Below are 20,984 nucleotides of genomic sequence, written 5' to 3'. Positions count from 1 at the left end.
TTTGTTCAACTCGAACTTAAGATCGCCTATCTCCCGCTGAGACAATTCAGCAAAAATTGCTGAATTTTGTTGACCACCTCAAAAAAATCTACTTTGCATACAAGCCGCCATCGATATATATTGAAGGATAGCGACGCCTGTTCTCACATCCCGTGCGCGTAGTGCTGAGCTGGTTTTAAGTGATATATCTTCATTCCACTTCAGTTCTGGAGAAATGACTTCGTTCCAGTCTTTTTCTAGAAACTTTTGAAGAGGGCTATTAGAAACTCGCCATCAACTTTCCGTGAACACAAGAAGCCGCATTCCAGCTTTGGACTGGAAACGACATATTATTGATACGTGAAATCGGATTTATAAATTAGAAAAAGTAGTTCAGACTCCTTGATATGGCCAAACTACTTTAAAAGCGGTCATCTTATTTAGTGTTTAGATGAATGTGGGCGAGAATACTGTCGGCTATCCGATGAGACTGAAGGGTATCAATCTGGTGGCGTAACCCGCGCAGAACCTGATGTTTTGCCCCTGATATTGCTTTGGCTGTAGCGGCCCCGCCACTTGGGTGAACCATGCGATCCACATCACCATGTATCACTAACGTAGGGGCGGTGATCCTCTGAAGCGATGTGGTGCGGTCGCCGGACTTCATAATAGCCCCAATTTGTCTAAACATGGCTTTTGCATCACTTTTTGCGCCATTTCTTTGCCATGCTAGTCGCGCGTATTGATGCCACTGATTAATAGCATCTTCTGCCACACCATCGCCAATATGGGTCATCATAGCGTGATAGTTTTTAATGGCCTCGCTTTCATTCATCGGCGCTTTTGCTCTGGCCATTCGCCATAGTGTTGAATAAGAGGGCTGCCCTACCCGTCTATTACCTGTTGTAGAAAAAATCGAGGTTAAAGACTTAACATTTTTAGGATATTCGCTAGCCAGCGTTTGGGCTATCATTCCACCCATCGACATGCCTACGATATGCGCTTTTTCAACATTTAATGCTGACATGAGCTGCACGGTGTCCTCTGCCATTTTATCTAAACCATAAGCACCTTTGGGAGCTTTACCCCGCAACTGCTGCAATAAACTGGGGTGAGGAGTATTGCAGCGAACAGAGCGGCCTGCATCACGGTTATCAAAGCAAATTACGTGTAAACCACTTTCAACTAACCGCTCAATAAGAGCCTTGGGCCAATACACTAGTTGTAAACCTAGCCCAGCTATTAAAATTAAGGTGTCGTTATTGTCCGCTCCGTGCTCTGCGTAGCAAAATTTGTCGCCGTATTTAAGCGTTATATACTGTTCATTATGCTGCGCTAAGCTCATATTTATTCTCTTGAAATTTCGACAAAATTATCAGTCTTGCTCTTTTCTTTTTTCAAATTTCAGCGCAGGATCATCAACTCGACCTTTGCGAAAAATCTTCACATCTTCTGCATAATTGAACGACATCGACCAGGGAAAATGCATGCCTTGCCGGGGTAACTTATCTAATGAACGCTGAATATATCCTGCACCGAAGTTTAGCAGCGGCTGTGTCTCCATATCTGGTTCTGCCACAGGCGTACACTGAACGAAGCCGTGATGCTTCATGTGATTCAGTAACCGTGTAAAATGCTCGCACAAAAGCCCTATTTTTAATGTCCAAGAAGACGCTGTGTACCCCACTGCAATAGCAAAGTTAGGGACACCACTAAGCAACATGCCTTTGTACGTAACGCATGTTGGAAGGGATACGGGGTCGCCATCTATCTTGGGGATAAGCCCCCCTAACGGTAAAAGGTTCAGCCCTGTGGCGGTAACAATAATATCTGCATCTAAATGTTCGCCTGACTCAAGTTGAATACCCGTTTCGGTAAACGTATCGATAGTATCGGTAGCAACCGAGGCCTTCCCTTCAGAGATGGATTCGAACAAGTCTCCGCCTGGAACAGCGCAAAGTCTCTGCTCCCAAGGATTATAAGGCGGGTTGAAGTGCTTATCGACGGGATAACCCTCCGGCAGCATTTTAATGTTTAGGCTACGAATGATTTTTCGCGCTCGTTTCGGGAAGCGCTGACAAAATGCGTATACCCAGCGCTGTTTCGCAATGTTAAACCGTCTGGCTGCATTAAATGCGATATCGTCGTTAAACAACGCGCGTAAATACTTTGCGATAGGATCTTCTACAGGCACAGGCAATACGTAAGACGGCGTTCTTTGAAGCATCGTCACGTGTGAGGCTATTTTTGCAATTGCCGGCACCAGTGTTACCGCAGTTGCACCGCTTCCTATTACAACTACTCGTTTATTTTCGTACTCCAGATCTTCGGGCCAATGCTGAGGATGAACAATCTGACCTTTGAAACGGGATTGCCCTGAAAAATCTGGCGTGTAACCTTTGTCATAACGATAGTAACCTGACGCATTGAAGATCCATCTTGCAGCTACTTGTTCACTTTGCCCGCTTTGTTCTGACTCAAGCGTTACCAGCCAATACTGTTTGTCAGTTTGCCAATTTATATCAACCACACGGGTTAAAAAGCGTATGTGCTTTTTAATTCCGCTTTCTACTGCCGTCTCTTCTATATAAGCTTTTATTGAGCGACCATCTGCAATTGCTTTTTTCTCTTTCCACGGTTTGAAGTCGTAACCAAAGGTAAATAAATCGGAATCTGACCGTATTCCCGGGTACTTAAATAAATCCCAAGTGCCACCGAGATCGCCTCGTGCCTCAATAATCGAATAGGACAAGTCAGGACATTTCTTTTGTATGTGATAAGCACAGCCAATTCCGGAGATTCCCGCGCCAACAATCAATACATCTAAAAATGGCACTGTGTTTTGCATGCTTGTCTCTAATGGTCATCAAAAAAGATATGACGTTAATCTATGTTGCCGTTGTTCTTCCGTCAATGCTTGAACGCTTTCTTAAGGACTATGCCAAATTTATTTACCCTTGCTCCTTGATAGGTTGCATAGAAACATACGTTGACGTCGACTCTATGAACGGAAGAACAGAAACAGTTTCCGCTAATATCTTACGGTATTGATTCATGTTTCTAGTTCGTATTTTAAGGAGGTAATCGAATGTTCCCGCTATTAAATGACACTGCTCTATCTCAGGTATTTTGCTGACTGCTGTATTGAAAGCTGCAAGCGCTGACTCTTTTGTATCTGACATAGTGACTTCTGTGAACGCTACCATTTCCATATCCAGCTTTGCATGATTAACAATCGCTTTAAAACCTAATATGTATTCGTTTTCTATAAGTCGCTTTAGTCGATTCTGACACGGTGTTTTTGAAAGCCCTATCCGATCTGCTAATTCACTTACGGACATTCGGCCGTCAGAAGATAACTCCTTGATGATCTTTTTATCATAAGCATCCAAATTCACTAAAACACCCCATTTTACGAACCAAACACACTAAAAATAGCAATAAAAAAGCTAATAAACCACACTTAATCGATTAATTAAAGGAAATAAAACCACACCTCAAAGCGTAGAATCATGCTCAGACTTTAATCATTTTAACGAGACCTAACTGTATGCTTGACGTATGCAAACTACATTCGAGAACCGATATCAACAACGCAATTAGAGAAGATGAATCTGTTGTGATTAAGAAGCTCCTCGACCAGCTATCTCTGCCTATTGCCCATGAAGCGCTGACAAAAGAATATGCGCAAAAGCTTGTTCATCACCTTCGCGATGATGTGAAGCCAAGCTTAATGGAGACGTTCCTATCAAAGTATGGTCTTTCAACGGATGAAGGTATCGCTCTTATGTGTTTGGCTGAAGCATTACTGCGAGTGCCAGATGGTTTTACTGCCGAGGAATTAATCGAAGATAAGATAGCCTCTTCCGAATGGGATAAGCATCTAGGCCAGTCTAGTTCGTCTTTAGTTAACGCGGCAACATGGGGATTAATGCTAACTGGCAAAGTACTCAGCAAGAACGAGCAGAAACGCATAACTAAAAAAGTTAAGCCACTTGTTAAGCGCCTTGGTGCGCCTACTATTCGTGTTGCCGTAAAAATGGCAATGAAAGAGCTTGGGCATCAGTTTGTACTAGGCGAATCTATTTCATCAGCAGTGAAGCGCGGGCAAGCGAATGTTAAAGCTGGCTTTGGTTATTCTTATGATATGTTGGGTGAAGCTGCGTTGACGCAACACGACGCTGAGCGCTATTTTGCTGAATACAAAAAAGCGATTGAACACCTACTCACGCTGTCTAGAAGTGGCGACATACATCAAAACGCGGGCATATCAATAAAGCTTTCAGCCCTTCACCCCCGTTATGAATCTATAAACAAAGAACGGGTATTAGAAGAACTTACACCAAAGGTGCTGGAGCTCGCTCAACTTGCCAAATCTGGTAATTTAGGGCTAAACATAGACGCTGAAGAATCTGATCGACTTGATCTGTCGCTTGAGGTTATTCAAGACGTATTAAGTGATGTTAGCTTAGAAGGGTGGGACGGCTTCGGTGTTGTGGTTCAAGCCTATAATAAAGCAGCCCCACACGTTTTAGATTGGCTATTTGAACTTTCAACGCGATTGGCTCGCAAAATAACAGTAAGACTTGTTAAGGGTGCTTATTGGGATGCGGAGATAAAGAAAGCGCAAGTAAATGGTGTTAAAAACTTCCCGGTTTACACATCTAAAGCGGCAACCGACACATCATATTTATACTGTGCTAAAAAACTTTTAGATATGCGACATGTAATTTACCCACAGTTTGCAACACATAATGCATGTACTGTCGCCGCCATTTTACAAATGACAGATGATAACAATGGTTTTGAGTTTCAACGTCTTCATGGTATGGGAGAAAGTCTTTACCGCTACCTTGTATCAAAAGAGCGTATAAAATGCCGAATCTATGCACCAGTAGGTAAACACAGAGATCTGCTTGCATACCTAGTCCGTCGACTACTGGAAAATGGCGCAAATTCATCTTTCGTCAATCAAATTGTCGATAAATCGGTGCCAGTATCACAGGTTACACAATATCCGCTTACGCAAGTTCAAGTCCCCAAAACATCGGTTATTGCTATGCCTGAGGCCATTTTTGGTGAACATCGCAAAAACTCTAAAGGATTCGATCTCTTTCAGCCCATAGACCAAGATGCATTTAATGAATTGCGATACCACTTTTCGAATACGCAATGGCAGGCTACCCCACTGGTAAAGCATGACGTTTCTCACAAGCCATCATTTGAAGTCGTAAACCCTGCTAACCATAATGACGCTATTGGTTCAGTTGTCTTTGCAGATGAGTCTGACGTGCTTAGAGCCATCGATAGTGCCCGTATTTGGAAGGAACAAGGTGTACGCTCCAGGGGTGCAATTCTTAATCGAGCCGCGGACTTACTCGAACAAAACAGCGGAGAAATTTTTGCCATACTCTGTCGCGAGGCGGGAAAAAATGCGTTTGATGCGGTCGCTGAAATTCGCGAAGCAGTAGACTTCTTACGCTACTATGCGGCGGAAGCGATAAACCAAAAAGCATCGAAACCATGTGGTATTTTTGCTTGTGTTTCTCCATGGAACTTTCCGCTAGCGATCTTTATCGGCCAAGTTGCCGCCGCTCTGGCGAGTGGAAATGCTGTTGTAGCAAAACCCGCGGAAACGACAACGATTTCCGCTTGGTTTGCCTCAAAGCTACTATATAAAGCGGGCGTACCACGTGACGTATTTCAGCTGGTTCCAGGAGAAGGAGCTACGGTTGGAAATACGTTAACAGCTTCTCCGAAAATCGACGGTGTATGTTTCACAGGCTCAACGCTCACCGCGCAACGCATCAACCGCAATATGGCTGAACATTGCGCCCCTGACGCGCCGTTAATTGCCGAGACGGGCGGTCTTAATTGCATGATCGTAGACTCTACCGCGCTTTTAGAGCAAGCAGTAAAAGACGTGGTGCGCTCTGCGTTTCAATCTGCTGGCCAACGCTGCTCAGCGTTACGCATGCTCTATATTCAGGAAGATATTTACGCAAGCTTTATATCAATGCTGAGCGGTGCAATTAATGAATTAAAGGTCGCTGACCCGTGGCATATAGACACGGATATTGGGCCTGTAATTAACGAACAAGCGCTAAACACCATAAGTACTTATATAAACGATAACGCAGACAATATTGTTGTGTCATTTGAAGGTGAAGTGCCAAATCATGGTTACTTTATTCCACCTACTGTTATAGAAACATCGGGAATTGATGCACTTGAGACCGAGATTTTTGGCCCTGTCTTACATGTTGCAAAGTTTAAAGCAAAGCACATTGGTCAAATAGTAGAGCGTGTAAACGCAAGTGGTTACGGCTTAACGTTTGGCATTCATAGCAGAATCGATTCTCGCGTAGAAAAACTCGTATCAAGCCTAAACGTTGGCAATATCTACGTGAACCGTGATCAGGTTGGTGCCATCGTTGGCTCACAACCTTTCGGCGGAGAGAACCTCTCCGGTACAGGACCAAAAGCAGGTGGACCACATTACCTAAGTAAATTCATTAAGTCTGAATCTACCATGCTGAATTTGGCGTCTCACGACATTGATAAAGAAACACTAGCCTTTGACGTCGTCCAAAACAAGATTAACAGCCTCGGCCAAACTCACAATCGTCACATACTTAATGAAACCACTATGCCAGGACCTACAGGCGAATTGAATGTACTTAGAGAATTCGGTAAGGGCGTTATTTTGTGTCTTGGAGAACATTTCGATGAAGCGGTTCGTCAGTCTCAAGCGGTTAAACAAGCTGGGGCGATACCTCTCATTATCTGTAAAGGCGCAAAAGGGGCCAATGCTATCGATGGCACCCTTTCAGCAAACGATTTAACTAAATTGAGTGGCTTCTACGGGGTAGTTATCCACTGTGAAAAAAATCGATTAAGAGAAATAAGAATAGCATTGTCACTACGAGAAGGAGCAATACTATCACTCACAACCTCGCCAGAAGAGGTACAAAAATGCTGTACTTTTGAGCGACACGTCTGTATTAACACAACTGCAGCAGGAGGGAACGCATCGCTACTAGCGATTGCCTGCTAACCCAAAACTAAAACAATTAAGAAAATGATAAACAACAAGTAGAGGAAATAAAATGAACTATAACTTCAACAAAAGAAAGTTCTTACCGCTGTCGATTGCTATAGCGTTATCTTCGACAGCTTACCTTTCTGCACAGGCATACGCGCAAACCGAAGAGGCAGCAGATGACGCAGCTGACTATGAACAAATAGCCGTATTGGGTTCAAGGAGAGCGCAAGCACGCTCGGCGATGGAAACGCCAAGTCCAATCGACATTGTGGATTCTCAAGAATTAATGCGTCAGGGCAGCACTAATGCTATTGACGCATTAACAGCTGTTGTCCCCTCCTTAAACGCAAGCAGAGAACCCATATCTGACGCAGCAAGTATGGTGCGCCCAGTAAACCTTCGCTCACTTGCAGCAGACCAAACCCTTGTGTTAGTGAATGGTAAGCGTCGTCATCGCGGCGCCGTAGTAGGCGAATTTGTTTCTGGTGTTAACCGCGGAGCGCAAGGCGTAGACGTAACGCCATTGTTCGGTGCGGCACTAAAACGCGTAGAAATCTTGAGAGATGGTGCGGCTGCGCAATATGGTTCTGATGCAATCGCAGGCGTAATAAACTATGCACTTCAAGATGATCCTGAAACAAGAATGATTACCGCTCAATATGGTAAGTCATATTATAACGATGGTGAAACGTTTGAGGTTTCAGGTGCTTATGGGTTCCATTTGGGTGACGATGGTTTCTTGGTCGCATCATTTCAAGCAAAAGATTCAGGCCCAACTAGCCGAGGCGTTCAGGATGGTGAAGGGACCAATAGCGGCGCAACTGCGTTAGATGCTGCAGGTTTTCCTATTCAAAACCCGGTGGTTGTCTGGGGTGCCCCCGAAGTCTCTGACGATTACAAATTTTTTGTAAATAGCGGCTATGACATCAATGAATACGTGCAAGCTTATGGCTTTGCAAACTACGCGACTCGTGACGTCGATGGTAGCTTTTTCTACCGTAATCCAACTAACAGACAAGGCGTTTTCGCTAGCGGTTCAGACGCACTTTTTGCCGACTCTACCGGTGAAGGCTGTCCTACAGGACCTCTTCCAACGACCAGCTTTGACGATGCACAGAACTTTGTAAATGGTGCTGGCGATAACTGCTTTTCATTCTTTTCATGGTTCCCGGGTGGATTTACGCCTCGCTTTGGCGGAAATGTGGAAGATTACAGCATTGCTCTAGGGCTCAAGGGCGAGTTAGATAACGGCTTAACCTACGACGTGAGTGTTGTTAACGGCGAAAATAATTTGTCTTATGAAATTTACAATACCGTTAACGCATCATTAGGTTCTGCCTCTCCTACTGAGTTCTACTTAGGCGCGCAAATTGAGAATGAAACCGTTTTCAACGCAGATTTCTCAAAGGTTGTTGAAGTTGCTGCATTCGCATCAGATTTAAACGTCGCTTTCGGTCTTCAGTATCATGATGAATCGTTTGAAATAACTCCCGGAGACGAGGCTTCTTATACGGCGGGTGAATTCGTTTCACAAGGCTTTTCAGTAGGCTCTAACGGCTTCCAAGGCTTCAATCCAAGCATCTCTGGAGATTTTTCTAGAAATAGTTCAAGTGCATACGTAGATTTTGAAGCGGATGTTACCGATGACTTGCTACTTGGCCTCGCCATTAGATACGAAGACTACAGTGATTTTGGTACTACGACGAATGGAAAGTTAACCGCTCGTTATATGGTTAATGATGACTTCGCAATACGTGGGGCAGTAAGCACCGGATTCAGGGCCCCTAGTGTTGGACAGTCTAACTTACAAAGAGCAGCAACTAACTTTAATAATGGACAGTTAGAAGAGCTATTAGTCGTTTCGACTACAAGTCCATTTGCGGCTCTATTTGGTGGAGGTCAGTTAGGGCCTGAAGACGCTCGCAACGTGAGTTTAGGTTTTACCACATCTTTAGGTGACCTATCGTTGACCGTTGATTATTTCAATATAAAAATTGACGATCGAATTGCACAAGTTACTCGCGAACTTACACCAGAACAACGCGACCAGTTAGTCGCAGGTGGCGTAGCTGAGGCGGCTACTGTAAGCCAAATCTCTTTCTTTGTTAATGACTTCGATACAGAAACCTCAGGTGTAGATGTAGTTGCAAACTACCCTATCAACTGGGACAACTCATCTACAAAATTCACATTGGCATTGAATTACACCGATACCAAAGTAACGAATCGCGGTGAAACCGTATCAGATGCAAGGGCACGTGAAGTAGAAGACGCCTTGCCTGACTATCGCACAACATTTACGGTTGATCATAGCTTCGAACCATTTAACGCACTGATTCGCGTTAATTACTACGGTGAAGTTTATGAGTCACTCTTCAATGATGAAACGCTGCCGGTGGTCACACCCAGTATGTTTATTGTCGATGCTGAATTAGCCTACGACATCAATGAGAATATGTCTGTTGCAATAGGTGCCAAAAACCTGTTTGACGAGTTCCCTGACGAATGGGAAACCGCAGGTTTTACGGGTAGAGATGGCGGCTTCCTAGGTGCTATATATCCCCTTAACCACCCTGCTGGACTTGGTGGTGGTAGTTACTACTTAAGACTATCGGCAAACTTCTAATCATACCTATATAGCATAGGGGCTCGTTTCGAGAGCCCCTATTTAATCATACAAAAAAGAAGAGAAAACTATGCTAGATAGTGTTTATCTATCGTTGGCACTTTATTTCATTGTGCTATTAGGAATTGGTGCTTACGGATACTTTTCTACAAAAAATGACGTATCGGGCTTCATGCTTGGCGGACGTCAACTTGGCCCAGCGGTGACAGCATTGTCTGCTGGTGCATCTGACATGAGCGGGTGGATTTTAATGGGTCTTCCTGGACTCATATTTTTAGTCGGAATAAATGGTATATGGATGGCCATCGGATTGACCATAGGCGCCTATTTAAATTACAGGCTACTCGCCCCTAGGCTACGCGTGTATACAGAACAACTTGATGATGCCGTGACAATACCTGAATACTTAGAACGTCGATTTAACGATAACAGCCGCATAATCCGCGTACTGTGTGCCGCCGTCATCATTGTATTTTTCGCCATATACACCACATCCGGTTTAGTTGCAGGTGGCAAGCTGTTTGAATCTTCATTTGGTTTAAGCTACGAGACAGGAATCTACCTCACAGCGTTAGTTGTGGTTTCGTATAGCACATTCGGTGGCTTTACCGCGGTTAGTGTTACTGACTTCGTCCAAGGATGTATTATGTTGGTTGCATTAGTTTTAGTGCCTGTGGTGGCGGTTTTAGAAATAGGAGGTGTGAACACTACGATAACCCAGTTACAAAACTTGCAACCCTCCCTACTCTCCTTTCAAGATACTGCCCTTATTACTGTTGTTTCAGCCATGGCTTGGGGACTTGGCTATTTTGGTCAGCCACATATCATAGTGCGCTTTATGGCAATCCGTGGATTGAAAGACCTGGTTGCCGCTAGACGAATAGGCATGAGCTGGATGTTGACCGTCACACTAGGGACAATTGGTGTAGGGTTAACGGGCGCTGCTTTCGCCGCGGCAAATGGGCTTACCATAGCAGACTCTGAAACAATCTTTATCGTGATGTCTACCACGCTTTTTCACCCTTGGGTCACGGGCTTTTTACTGGCGGCGATCCTTTCTGCGATAATGAGTACTATCTCGTCTCAGCTATTAGTGTCATCGAGTTCGATAACAGAAGACGTTTACTACGCTTTCATTAGAAAAAAAGCGAGTCAAAAAGAACGAGTCATCGTTGCACGACTTTCGGTTGTTGGAGTAGCTTTCGTCGCACTTATTCTTGCACAAGATAGAAGTAACAGCGTGCTATCATTAGTAGGAAACGCATGGGCAGGCTTTGGGGCAGCATTTGGACCTTTGATCCTTATCAGCCTTTATTGGAATAAAATGACGAAAAACGGCGCCATTGCAGGTATTGTATGCGGAGGTCTAACGACTATCTTGTGGTCGAATATGAACGTTTCGCTAGGGTTTGGACTTAGCACTAGTGATGTTTACGAACTTATACCTGGCTTCTTAGTGAGTACACTCGCCATTTTATTAGTGAGCATGACGGAGAAGCATTCAGAACGCTTCGAGCAATGCCACCATAACGTTTTGAAAAAGCTTCAGAACTAATAGCAAAGGATACCCATCCCAATTACTCTTTGGGATGGGCCTTTACCACATTCTATATCGCCGGGTCGAATGACGCGTGTTCGCCATCTTTTTGTTTTGACTCGTTAAATTCGATACCCGTTTCAGCAAAATCCTCAGCGCTGATATTGTGTAAATTGTCTGTACACACTTCACCACCGAGCGACTGAATAACCTTGCACATCTCTTCCACTTTTGTGTCCATTTGGTGCATATGTTCTAGCATTATACCCATGGCATTTGCCACAGGGTCTGGATTATCAGGCGCAACCGCATAGGCATCAAAACCATATTTCTGCGCTATTTTGTCGCGCTGCGGATTTGTAGCCGCAGAGATTTCCTTTTGCTTGGAAATGATTATACGGCCAGGGATCCCTACCGCCGTCGCGCCGTCTGGAATGTCTTTTACCACAACAGAGTTAGAGCCTACTTTAGCATTTTCACCTATGGTGATGGGCCCTAGAACTTTAGCCCCCGCTCCCACCACCGAGCCATTTTTGAGTGTAGGGTGACGTTTACCTGCCTTCCAGCTAGTACCGCCAAGCGTAACGCCGTGATAAAGCGTAACGTCGTCACCAATCTCGGCGGTTTCGCCGATAACGACGCCCATACCATGGTCGATGAATACTCTGCGACCTAAGGTGGCGCCAGGGTGAATTTCAATGCCCGTCAGCCAGCGGCTAAATGTTGATAAGGTGCGCGCCAACCATTTCCATTCAGCTTTCCAGAGCTTGTGACTGATGCGATGCAGCCAGACTGCGTGAAGGCCAGGATAGTTAGTTAGCACTTCAAACGTGTTTCTAGCCGCGGGGTCACGATGAAAAACACCTTTGATGTCATCTTTAATACGGGCAAACATACGCGTTTACTTTTTCTCTTCTTTTGTTTCAGTAAAGTGGGATTCACCTGAGGCAGCATTGTTCACTGACTTATCGATAGACGCCAAAATACCGCGCAAGATATTTAGCTCTTGTGATTCAGGGCGAGCGCGGTTGAAAAGTCGGCGAAGCTTCGTCATCACAACGCCAGGATGACTTTTGCGAATGAACGATGTCTTTTCTAACGTCGACTCTAAATGCACGTAGAAACGCTCCAGATCTTCATTAAGCGGATACTCTTCCTCTACACTTGGATAGGTTTCACGATTCAAAAATGCCATACGAATTTCATAACACAGGGTTTGAACAGCAGCTGCCAAGTTCAGAGAGCTATATTCAGGGTTAGCCGGAATACACATATGGAAATGGCACTGCTGCAATTCTTCGTTCGTTAAACCACTGTTTTCGCGACCAAACACCAATGCAACTGGGTACTTTTCCACTTCTTGAACAAGCTTTTCACCACAATCCCTTGGACCGAGCATGGGCCATGAATGCGTGCGAGAACGAGCAGATGTTCCCACTACTAAACCACAATCCTTCACCGCTTCTTCCAATGTGCTAACAATTTTGGCATTTGCTAGTACATCCCCAGCGCCAGCCGCTAACGCACTTGCTTGGCCGTCGGGTTCATTTACCGGGTCTACCAGATACAAGCTGCTTAATCCCATGGTCTTCATGGCGCGCGCCGTCGAGCCAATGTTTCCAGTGTGAGATGTGTTAACTAAAATGATGCGAATATTTTCGAGCATGCCTGCAATACCTACGTACTTTCTTTAAAAGATGACACTCACTTACTTCGCATCACCTAACTAGCTTCAATTACGCAAGTTTAACACAGCGGCAGTATAGATGGCTATTCAGAGCTGTCTCCAGACTAACGAATTGGATGTATATGCTAGTCCCTTTTAAAGTTCTGTAACGCAGCCGCTTCTTGCTTTTCTGTATTCGTCATCTAATCCAGGCTTACTTTTTTGATTAACACATTCTGTTGTGGGATTTCATTTGCATCACACTGTGATTCTGGTAGACTCCGCCCGTTTTCGAAAACAACTAGCTATTTTTTAAACAGCTGGTTCGTTTCATTGGTCTTTTACAATTGGTGGTTTATCTATGCATCCTATGCTGAATATTGCGGTGCGCGCTGCGCGTGCGGCTGGAACAGTTATTGTTCGCGGTTTTGAAAAACATAACGAAGTAGCAACAGAGTCGAAAGGCTTAAACGACTTCGTGACACAAGTTGATAAAGAAGCAGAACAAGCGATTATCTATAAAATTCAGCAGTCATACCCAGAACACTGCTTCCTAGGTGAAGAGTCTGGTGAGGTTCATGGTAAAGAGACAGATTATCAGTGGATTATCGATCCATTAGATGGCACCACCAATTTCGTGAAAGGCATCCCTCATTTTGCCGTTTCAATTGCACTTCTTCACAAAGGCCGCTTAGATCAAGCGGTTGTATTCGACCCTATCCGCAGTGAACTATTCACCGCTAGCCGTGGACAAGGTGCGCAGCTTAATGGTTACCGTATTCGCGCTTCTAAGCCTCGTGATCTTTCAGAAACCATCATTGCTACCGGTCTTCCGTTCAAAAACAAGTCTGCATTCGGTGAATACGCACTTAGCCTAAACAAAATTTTCCATGAAGTAGGCGATATTCGCCGCGCAGGCAGCGCAGCGCTAGACCTTGCTTATGTAGCTGCTGGTCGTCACGACGGTTACTGGGAGCGCGGGATCAAATCTTGGGATATCGCTGCAGGTGAACTGATTGTTCGTGAAGCGGGCGGTTTGGTAACCGACTTTAAAGGTAACAATGACCCGCTATATAAAGGCGAAATTGTTGCTGGAAGTGCAAAAGTAGTTCAAGGTCTTGTTAAGCACCTAAAATAAATCGCTCGTAAGCACATAAACTGAGCCGATAAACCAAGCACAGTTAAACAGTAAAGGCGCTATGACACGAATGACGTGGCATAGCGCCTTTTTCTTTTTCTCACTTATTGGTTTCGTTATACCTGCGGTAACACACCGCGATTACGAACATTTTACCTCTCGCTGAGTGGCTAATGAGCTATGCGGACTCGTGTTTAACTTTAGGCCAAACAAAAATCTAAGTATTAAAAAGCGCTTGGCGACTTCGTATGTCAGTGCGCACCCCACACCGGTTATTAGCGTTATTAAAATAAATTCTCCGAGTGTCGACGATACACGGGAGCTCAAAAAGAATGCCGCCACCACAATTATCGTTTGATGCACCATATAGTAAGGCAATACGCCTTTGTTCAAATAGCTCACCACCTTACTCGGGTAAGACAAATATTTTCGACCGAACCCCAATATTGCTGCCAACCATGCCCAGTGATTAAGTACAACGATTACACCAACCAAAACACGAAACCCAGGCGACGACTCCATTAACTGCCCTGTAGGGCCTAGCAAGTCGTGCCGGTCTAAAATTATGACGCTGTAAAGTACTATCGCAATGGTTAAGCTTACGTAACGGGACCTCATAATTGCAGCATACAATGCGGGTCTAAGCACAATCACAATACCTACCAGCATCACAAAAAAGTACTTTGCATGACTATACCAATCATTAAGCAAGTCGTGCGACGTGGGATATGCTACTCGTAGTTCCAGCCATATGGCAGTCATGATCGTAACCACTAACACGCTAAACAGCGCCAAACTATCGAGTACTCTCAACGCCCTTACTTCCACAAATCTGATAAGCGGGAAAAACAGCAATATGAAAGCGCTATACACAAAAAGGTAAGGTAAAAACCAAAGGTGATTCCACGTCAGTAAGCCAATTACCGATTGTTTGTCGATAAACAAGTCAGTATTTGGATTAATGTAAGCAACGTAGAACTCGCTAAACGGCATGGCTAGTGCTCCGCTTACTGTCCACTCTACGTATACTTGGGGCGCGACGATAACAAACATACCGAAAACAAGAGGAATTAATATCCGCAACGCCCTCTTCCCCAGTAGTAAAAGTGATACACGCCAGCGAGAGGTCGTTTGGTCATAAGCGCGGCGCAGCACGACAGTAAATACCATGGCAGAGATCAAAAATAATAAAGACATACGCCATTGGTTGGTCAATATCATCACATCTTGCAGTAGTGGAAATTGCACGTCGCTTTTTATATGCCAGCCCCACTCTAAAACGTAATACATTCCGATGTGATAAAAAATGAGTACACCAAACGCGGTGACACGCAGTGCATCCAACTCGAAATAACGCTGAGTGACAGGACTCTCGACCACGGCCATCTCTCTCGCCTCCCCCTTTGAAGTTCTATTAACAAACGTTGCTTCCTGATCAACATATGCTTGCGTCAATGTCCTCACTCCTATTCAATAGTGCTTAACTAACGTGTTGCATCTAATGTGATAGACGTCCGACAGCAAACGCCTAAGTGACGAGATTAAGGGAAAAAGGGTTAAGCGGTGAATAACTGGGATGAAAAATGGAGTCAGTTTCTTAGGGATTCTGAATCAAAACATAAATACGCTGCATTTGTTTTGCTTACAGCCTATTTGTTTATTAACAATTCAATCAATGCTGCGTCTAGTTGGACTGAATTTTCTCGAAGCGACAATAACAGCGTAGCACTTTGGGAGCCGTACGTTTGGGAATACTCGAGTGCTTTGAGCACCGCTTTACTCGTCATCCCACTAATTATCGCTATACGTACACTCGATCAGAAAGTAAAAGTGGGAGCGACATGGCTTGGGTGGCATTTTGCCTTCGCCAGTTTATTTTCGGTAGCCCATGTATTATTAATGGTAGCGTTTCGAAAGCTTGTTTATTTATTCTCTGAACGCAATTATGACTTTGGGATATGGCTCAATGAGTTCATCTACGAATATCGAAAGGATGTATGGGGCTATATTACTCTGATTACTTTTTACTATATTGCACGGTTTGGCTATCAACGCTTAATTGGTGAAGCATCACCTATTACACGCGACACATCACAGATAACGAATGACAACGTGGCCAGCACCTTACCTGACTATTTATTGGTGAAAAAGCTCAATAAGGAGTTTTTGGTTCAAGTCACTGACATACAGCGAGTAGAAGCCTCAGGAAACTACATTAACCTTCATACTCACGTGGGCGTTTACCCTTTGCGTTATACCCTTGGCCGGTTTTGTGAAGAAGGAGCGCATCAAGGCTTTATGCGAGTGCACCGGTCGCACGCAGTGCGAATACCTGCCATTGTGTCTATAAGTTATGAAGAAACAGGGGATGGAACAATAATGCTCAATAACGGTCAATCAGTAGCGCTTTCAAGGCGATATAAAGATGATCTGAAACAAGCATTAGCCCCCAATCAATAGTAAATTCCACTTTTGTTAAAGCATAAAAAAACCGCATCATAGATACGGTTTTTTGTACGTTTCAAGCGTGTAAAACTAAGGCATAGGATCTAAGTCAGCGCCTTCTTTCTCTACCTGTGGTGGCATTAGGTCTTCTTTACTAATACCCAATGCAAGTGCCACTGAACTTGCGATATACACCGATGAGTAAGTACCTACCACTACACCGAATAGCAACGCAGTGGCGAAACCATGAATAAGTGCACCACCTTTATAGAACAAGGCAACCAATACTAACACCGTCGTTAGTGACGTGATGATAGTACGGTTAAGGGTTTGCGTTAGTGAGATGTTGATAATCTCAACTGGCTCACCTTTACGAATTTTGCGGAAATTCTCACGAATACGGTCACACACAACGATGGTATCGTTAAGTGAATAACCAATTACTGCAAGCACCGCAGCCAGTACCGTAAGGTCAAATTCAATTTGAAGTACTGAAAATAAACCCAGCGTAAGTATAACGTCGTGCGCTAGCGCCGATACTGACCCTAAAGCAAATCGCCATTCAAAACGCATCGCGACATAAACGAGGATACATAACAGTGCGACTAGCATTGCAAGGCCGCCCTGCTCTGTTAACTCTTCGCCTACGTTTGGACCTACGAATTCGATACGACGCATATCAACCGCAGTACCGTCAGCACGTAGTGCTGCAAGCACCTGCTCGCCAATAGTAACGGCTTTAACACCATCACGAGGAGCAATGCGGATAAGTACATCTTGGCTGCTGCCAAAATTCTGCACTATAGCATCTTCAAAGTTAGCTTCGTTAAGCTGTACGCGAATCGCTTCTAGATCAGCCGAATCTTCATAGCCCACTTCAATAAGCGTACCGCCAGTAAAATCTAGACCCCAATTAAGGCTGTTCACTCCAAGAGAAACAAATGAGCCAATAATGAGAAGTGTCGATAGCACCATCGCAGGAATGCGAAGGCGCATGAAATTAACGGTTTCGGATAATTTTAATAACTGCATTTTACGCTCCTTAAATCGCTAATTTCTCTACACGTTTGCCGCCCCATACTGCGTTAACAATAACGCGAGTAACCAAAATAGCGGTAAACATTGAAGTTGCGATACCAATCATTAGCGTAATAGAGAAGCCTTTAATTGGGCCGGTACCTACCGCGAACAGAATAAGACCAGCAATGAAAGTAGTGATATTCGCATCCAAGATGGTTGAGAATGCACTGTCATACCCGTGATGAATAGCTTGCTGTGGACTACGCCCGTCGCGAAGCTCTTCTCGGATACGCTCATAAATAAGCACGTTCGCATCTACCGCCATACCAACGGTTAAAACAATACCCGCCATACCCGGTAGTGTTAGCGTTGCGCCTGGAATCATCGACATAATGCCAACAATCATTACCAAGTTGGTAATAAGAGCAATGTTCGCCACAACGCCAAAAGCTTTGTAGTAAATCAACATGAAAACAAGCACTGCCGCTAAGCCATAAACAATGGCCTGCATACCTAACTCAATGTTTTCCTTACCTAAGCTTGGCCCTACAGTGCGTTCTTCAACAATTTGAATTGGCGCAATCAATGCACCCGCGCGAAGTAATAACGCAAGGTCCCGTGCTTCCTTCGGAGAATCAAGACCAGTAATTTGAAACTTACTGCCCAGCTGCGCACGAATAGTTGCAACAGAGATAACCTGCTCTTCTTTTTCAAAGATTAACTTGCCGTCTTTGTTTCTCTCACCCGTGGATTTGTATTCAATGAATACAGTCGCCATTGGCTTACCGATATTGCCTCGGGTCGAGCGAGACATCTTGTTACCGCCTTCAGAGTCCAGTGAAATATTCACGTTTGGAAGACCGTACTCATCTACCCCACTGTTTGCATCTATAATATGGCTACCAGTAAGCATAATGCGCTTTTCAAGTAGCTGAGGAATGCCTTGTTGGTCTTCGATAACCTGAGAACCAGGAGGTACACGACCATTCAATGCGTCGCGAATATCGTTTTTCTGATCAACCATGCGAAATTCTAGCGTCGCTGTTGCGTTTAGAATCTCTTTTGCACGAGCGGTATCTTGAATACCTGGTAGCTGAACCACAATGCGCTCTGCACCTTGCTTTTGAACAAGCGGCTCTGCCACACCAAGCTGGTTCACACGATTACGAATAATGGTGATGTTTTGCTTAACCGCGTTGTCGCGAATTTCCTGAAGCTTACTTTCAGCGAAAACAGCGCGAAGGGTTAGGTCATCGATTTGATTGAAGGTAAGATCACGGCTTTGATTGCGTAGAAAGAATTCAGCCTTATCAAGAGTCTCTTCATCACGAAAAGTAATGTCGATATGATCATCAACCTGCTTTACGCCGCGATAGCGAATACCTTCTTCACGCAGTGAGGTACGGAAACCACTCTCTGCATCTTCAAGCGACTTAGTGATAACTTCTGACATATCTACTTCCATTAGGAAGTGAACGCCACCACGAAGGTCAAGGCCAAGCTTCATTGGCGAACCACCTAGCCCTTCAAGCCACTCTGGTGTGTCTGGCGCTAGGTTCATGGCAACGTAGTAGTCATCGCCAAGCACTTTTTCAAGGGTTTCGCGAGCAACAAGCTGCGTATCTGAATCAGAAACACGAACTAAAATTTGCTCGTTTTCAAACTCAACGCGCTTAGGTGAGATATTCTTTTCGGCAAGGGCCGCTTTTACTTGCTCAACCGTAGCGTTTGTAACTACAGCATCACGACCTGCTGAGATTTGTACGGCGTGATCTTCGCCATAAATATTAGGAAGTGCATAGAGTGCACACATTGCAACAACAATGAGTACACTCAGTACCTTCCATATGGAGTTTTTGTTTAGCACTGGATAATCCTTTCGTGCCAAAACCGGGAAGCGTCCCGGCCCCGGCGGTTGTTACTTACAGTGACTTCATTGTGCCTTTTGGCAGCACAGCAGTTACTGAAGACTTCTGAACAACAATGTTGTTTGATTCATTTAGTGCAACTTCAATGAAGTCTTTTTCTTCTGACACTTTAGTGATTTTTCCTACCAAACCACCTTGTGTGAGCACTTCATCGCCTTTGCTAAGTGAAGATACTAGATTTTTATGCTCTTTTACGCGCTTCGCTTGTGGACGGTAAAGCAAGAAGTAAAAGATTAAACCAAATACAGCTAGCATGATGATCATTTCCATGCCGCCACCTTGCGGCGCACCAGCAGACTGTGCGTAAGCGTTAGAGATAAATAGGCTCATAAAATTCCCCAAATAATATCGTTGTTATAGTGCCGGAACCGGCAACCCTTTTTGTTCATAAAATTCTTGTACAAACTCATCAAGTGTACCTGCGTCAATCGCATCGCGAAGACCCTGCATTACACGCTGATAGTAGCGAAGGTTATGGATGGTGTTTAAGCGCGCACCCAAGATTTCGTTACACTTGTCCAAATGATGTAGATAAGAGCGAGAATAGTTTTTACAAGTGTAGCAATCACAATTCTCATCTAATGGTGAGGTATCGTTTCTGTGTTTCGCATTGCGAATCTTCACTACGCCTTCCGTCACGAACAGGTGACCGTTACGGGCGTTACGTGTTGGCATTACGCAGTCGAACATATCGATACCGCGACGCACAGACTCAACCAAATCTTCAGGTTTACCTACGCCCATTAAGTAGCGCGGCTTATCTTCAGGAATTTTTGGTGCAGTGTGGTCGATAATGCGGATCATATCTTCTTTCGGCTCGCCTACTGAAAGACCGCCAATGGCATAACCGTCAAAACCAATCGCTTCAAGACCAGCAAGTGAGACATCTCGCAGTCCTTCATACATACCGCCCTGAATGATACCAAACAGTGCCGCTGGGTTATCGCCGTGGGCTTCCTTACTACGTTTAGCCCAGCGAAGCGACATTTCCATCGAGATACGCGCTTCTTGCTCAGTAGCAGGATACGGTGTGCATTCGTCAAAAATCATCACGATGTCCGAGCCTAAATCACGCTGAACTTCCATCGATTTTTCAGGCGTAAGCAAAATCTTTTCGCCATTAATTGGAGAGCGGAACGTTACGCCTTCTTCGGTAATTTTACGCAAGTCACCCAAGCTAAATACCTGGAAGCCGCCTGAATCAGTAAGAATCGGCTTGTCCCAATTCATAAAATCGTGCAGATCGCCGTGCTGGCGAATGATGCCGGTACCAGGGCGTAGCATTAGGTGAAAGGTATTTCCAAGACAGATGTGTGCACCGCTGTCTTTTAATTCTTCTGGGGTCATCCCCTTAACCGTACCGTAAGTGCCTACGGGCATAAACGCTGGAGTTTCAACAACACCGCGTTCAAACACCAAACGACCGCGTCTGGCTCGGCCTTCGGTTTTTAACAACTCAAATTGCATGTGAAAGCATTCCCACTTTGATGCGCGTTTGCGCTGGGTATAAAAATAAATTGGCGGAGATTATACCAGTAATTTGGCTGAGATCATGCCCCGTATCTATGTTTATCTGTAACTAAACTAGTACGAGGCAATT

The 20,984-nt window shown here is 44.6% G+C and carries 15 protein-coding genes; 5 read left to right on the top strand and 10 right to left on the bottom strand.

What is annotated here, in order from left to right; all coding sequences use genetic code 11:
- Window positions 1-415 precede the first annotated feature (415 nt).
- The 3 genes from GVO62_RS15310 to GVO62_RS15300 form a co-directional block, all read right to left on the bottom strand.
- Window positions 416-1,324 carry an alpha/beta fold hydrolase gene (locus tag GVO62_RS15310; protein ID WP_159119975.1) on the bottom strand — a complete coding sequence of 303 codons (909 nt, stop codon included), beginning with the start codon at window positions 1,322-1,324 and terminating at the stop codon, window positions 416-418.
- 30 nt (window positions 1,325-1,354) lie between these two features.
- Entirely contained in the window at window positions 1,355-2,827 is a 1,473-nt protein-coding gene (locus tag GVO62_RS15305; RefSeq protein WP_159119974.1) for a flavin-containing monooxygenase, read from the bottom strand.
- A 103-nt stretch (window positions 2,828-2,930) separates the two neighbouring features.
- The gene (locus GVO62_RS15300; RefSeq protein WP_236547194.1) at window positions 2,931-3,377 is read right to left on the bottom strand and encodes an Lrp/AsnC family transcriptional regulator; all 447 of its coding nucleotides are present in this window, start codon (window positions 3,375-3,377) and stop codon (window positions 2,931-2,933) included.
- A 152-nt stretch (window positions 3,378-3,529) separates the two neighbouring features.
- Between GVO62_RS15300 and putA the strand changes: the two genes are divergently transcribed.
- The 3 genes from putA (at window position 3,530) to putP (ending at window position 11,205) form a co-directional block, all read left to right on the top strand.
- Window positions 3,530-7,036 (top strand): bifunctional proline dehydrogenase/L-glutamate gamma-semialdehyde dehydrogenase PutA, encoded by a 3,507-nt coding sequence (gene putA, locus GVO62_RS15295; protein WP_159119973.1) that lies wholly within the window; start codon window positions 3,530-3,532, stop codon window positions 7,034-7,036.
- 52 nt (window positions 7,037-7,088) lie between these two features.
- Complete coding sequence (locus tag GVO62_RS15290) at window positions 7,089-9,650, top strand: TonB-dependent receptor plug domain-containing protein (RefSeq protein ID WP_159119972.1); 2,562 nt, start codon at window positions 7,089-7,091, stop codon at window positions 9,648-9,650.
- Window positions 9,651-9,720: 70 nt separating this feature from the next.
- Complete coding sequence (gene putP / locus GVO62_RS15285; protein ID WP_159119971.1) at window positions 9,721-11,205, top strand: sodium/proline symporter PutP; 1,485 nt, start codon at window positions 9,721-9,723, stop codon at window positions 11,203-11,205.
- Window positions 11,206-11,257: 52 nt separating this feature from the next.
- Here the strand turns inward: putP and cysE are convergent, their stop codons facing one another.
- Together cysE and trmJ are read right to left on the bottom strand one after the other, a co-directional pair.
- Window positions 11,258-12,082 (bottom strand): serine O-acetyltransferase, encoded by an 825-nt coding sequence (gene cysE, locus GVO62_RS15280; protein WP_159119970.1) that lies wholly within the window; start codon window positions 12,080-12,082, stop codon window positions 11,258-11,260.
- 6 nt (window positions 12,083-12,088) lie between these two features.
- Window positions 12,089-12,853, bottom strand: coding sequence for a tRNA (cytosine(32)/uridine(32)-2'-O)-methyltransferase TrmJ (trmJ, locus tag GVO62_RS15275; RefSeq protein WP_159119969.1), 765 nt, complete (start codon window positions 12,851-12,853; stop codon window positions 12,089-12,091).
- A 361-nt stretch (window positions 12,854-13,214) separates the two neighbouring features.
- Between trmJ and suhB the strand changes: the two genes are divergently transcribed.
- The gene (gene suhB / locus GVO62_RS15270) at window positions 13,215-13,991 is read left to right on the top strand and encodes an inositol-1-monophosphatase (RefSeq protein ID WP_159119968.1); all 777 of its coding nucleotides are present in this window, start codon (window positions 13,215-13,217) and stop codon (window positions 13,989-13,991) included.
- 141 nt (window positions 13,992-14,132) lie between these two features.
- On the opposite strand, the gene GVO62_RS15265 is transcribed toward suhB, so the two are convergent.
- On the bottom strand, window positions 14,133-15,455 hold the full coding sequence (locus tag GVO62_RS15265; protein WP_236547193.1) for an acyltransferase family protein: 1,323 nt from the start codon (window positions 15,453-15,455) through the stop codon (window positions 14,133-14,135).
- A 99-nt stretch (window positions 15,456-15,554) separates the two neighbouring features.
- Here GVO62_RS15265 and GVO62_RS15260 point away from each other — a divergent pair, with 99 nt between their 5' ends.
- Window positions 15,555-16,451, top strand: coding sequence for a LytR/AlgR family response regulator transcription factor (locus GVO62_RS15260; RefSeq protein ID WP_159119966.1), 897 nt, complete (start codon window positions 15,555-15,557; stop codon window positions 16,449-16,451).
- 75 nt (window positions 16,452-16,526) lie between these two features.
- Here GVO62_RS15260 and secF read toward each other — a convergent pair whose 3' ends face one another.
- Genes secF through tgt form a run of 4 tightly spaced genes read right to left on the bottom strand, consistent with a single transcriptional unit; the run spans window position 16,527 to window position 20,851 of the window.
- Complete coding sequence (gene secF / locus GVO62_RS15255) at window positions 16,527-17,468, bottom strand: protein translocase subunit SecF (protein ID WP_159119965.1); 942 nt, start codon at window positions 17,466-17,468, stop codon at window positions 16,527-16,529.
- A 10-nt stretch (window positions 17,469-17,478) separates the two neighbouring features.
- Window positions 17,479-19,323, bottom strand: coding sequence for a protein translocase subunit SecD (gene secD, locus GVO62_RS15250; RefSeq protein ID WP_159119964.1), 1,845 nt, complete (start codon window positions 19,321-19,323; stop codon window positions 17,479-17,481).
- Window positions 19,324-19,378: 55 nt separating this feature from the next.
- Entirely contained in the window at window positions 19,379-19,714 is a 336-nt protein-coding gene (gene yajC, locus GVO62_RS15245; protein WP_105931624.1) for a preprotein translocase subunit YajC, read from the bottom strand.
- A gap of 24 nt (window positions 19,715-19,738) precedes the next feature.
- On the bottom strand, window positions 19,739-20,851 hold the full coding sequence (gene tgt / locus GVO62_RS15240) for a tRNA guanosine(34) transglycosylase Tgt (RefSeq protein WP_105931623.1): 1,113 nt from the start codon (window positions 20,849-20,851) through the stop codon (window positions 19,739-19,741).
- Between the last annotated feature and the right edge of the window lie 133 nt (window positions 20,852-20,984).

The sequence above is a fragment of the Alteromonas sp. KUL150 genome (assembly GCF_009811475.1).
GTDB classification, from domain to species: Bacteria; Pseudomonadota; Gammaproteobacteria; order Enterobacterales; family Alteromonadaceae; genus Alteromonas; species Alteromonas gracilis.
Note: the sequence above shows the minus strand (reverse complement) of the source record. Positions and strands in the feature narration are given on the sequence as shown.

Excerpts from the sequence above, each read along its gene's own strand:
- tgt (WP_105931623.1), bottom strand. The coding sequence starts at position 20,851 with ATGCAATTTGAGTTGTTAAAAACCGAAGGCCGAGCCAGACGCGGTCGT.
- GVO62_RS15305 (WP_159119974.1), bottom strand. The coding sequence starts at position 2,827 with ATGCAAAACACAGTGCCATTTTTAGATGTATTGATTGTTGGCGCGGGA.
- cysE (WP_159119970.1), bottom strand. The coding sequence starts at position 12,082 with ATGTTTGCCCGTATTAAAGATGACATCAAAGGTGTTTTTCATCGTGAC.
- suhB (WP_159119968.1), top strand. The coding sequence starts at position 13,215 with ATGCATCCTATGCTGAATATTGCGGTGCGCGCTGCGCGTGCGGCTGGA.
- putA (WP_159119973.1), top strand. The coding sequence starts at position 3,530 with ATGCTTGACGTATGCAAACTACATTCGAGAACCGATATCAACAACGCA.
- yajC (WP_105931624.1), bottom strand. The coding sequence starts at position 19,714 with ATGAGCCTATTTATCTCTAACGCTTACGCACAGTCTGCTGGTGCGCCG.
- putP (WP_159119971.1), top strand. The coding sequence starts at position 9,721 with ATGCTAGATAGTGTTTATCTATCGTTGGCACTTTATTTCATTGTGCTA.
- secF (WP_159119965.1), bottom strand. The coding sequence starts at position 17,468 with ATGCAGTTATTAAAATTATCCGAAACCGTTAATTTCATGCGCCTTCGC.
- trmJ (WP_159119969.1), bottom strand. The coding sequence starts at position 12,853 with ATGCTCGAAAATATTCGCATCATTTTAGTTAACACATCTCACACTGGA.
- GVO62_RS15310 (WP_159119975.1), bottom strand. The coding sequence starts at position 1,324 with ATGAGCTTAGCGCAGCATAATGAACAGTATATAACGCTTAAATACGGC.
- GVO62_RS15290 (WP_159119972.1), top strand. The coding sequence starts at position 7,089 with ATGAACTATAACTTCAACAAAAGAAAGTTCTTACCGCTGTCGATTGCT.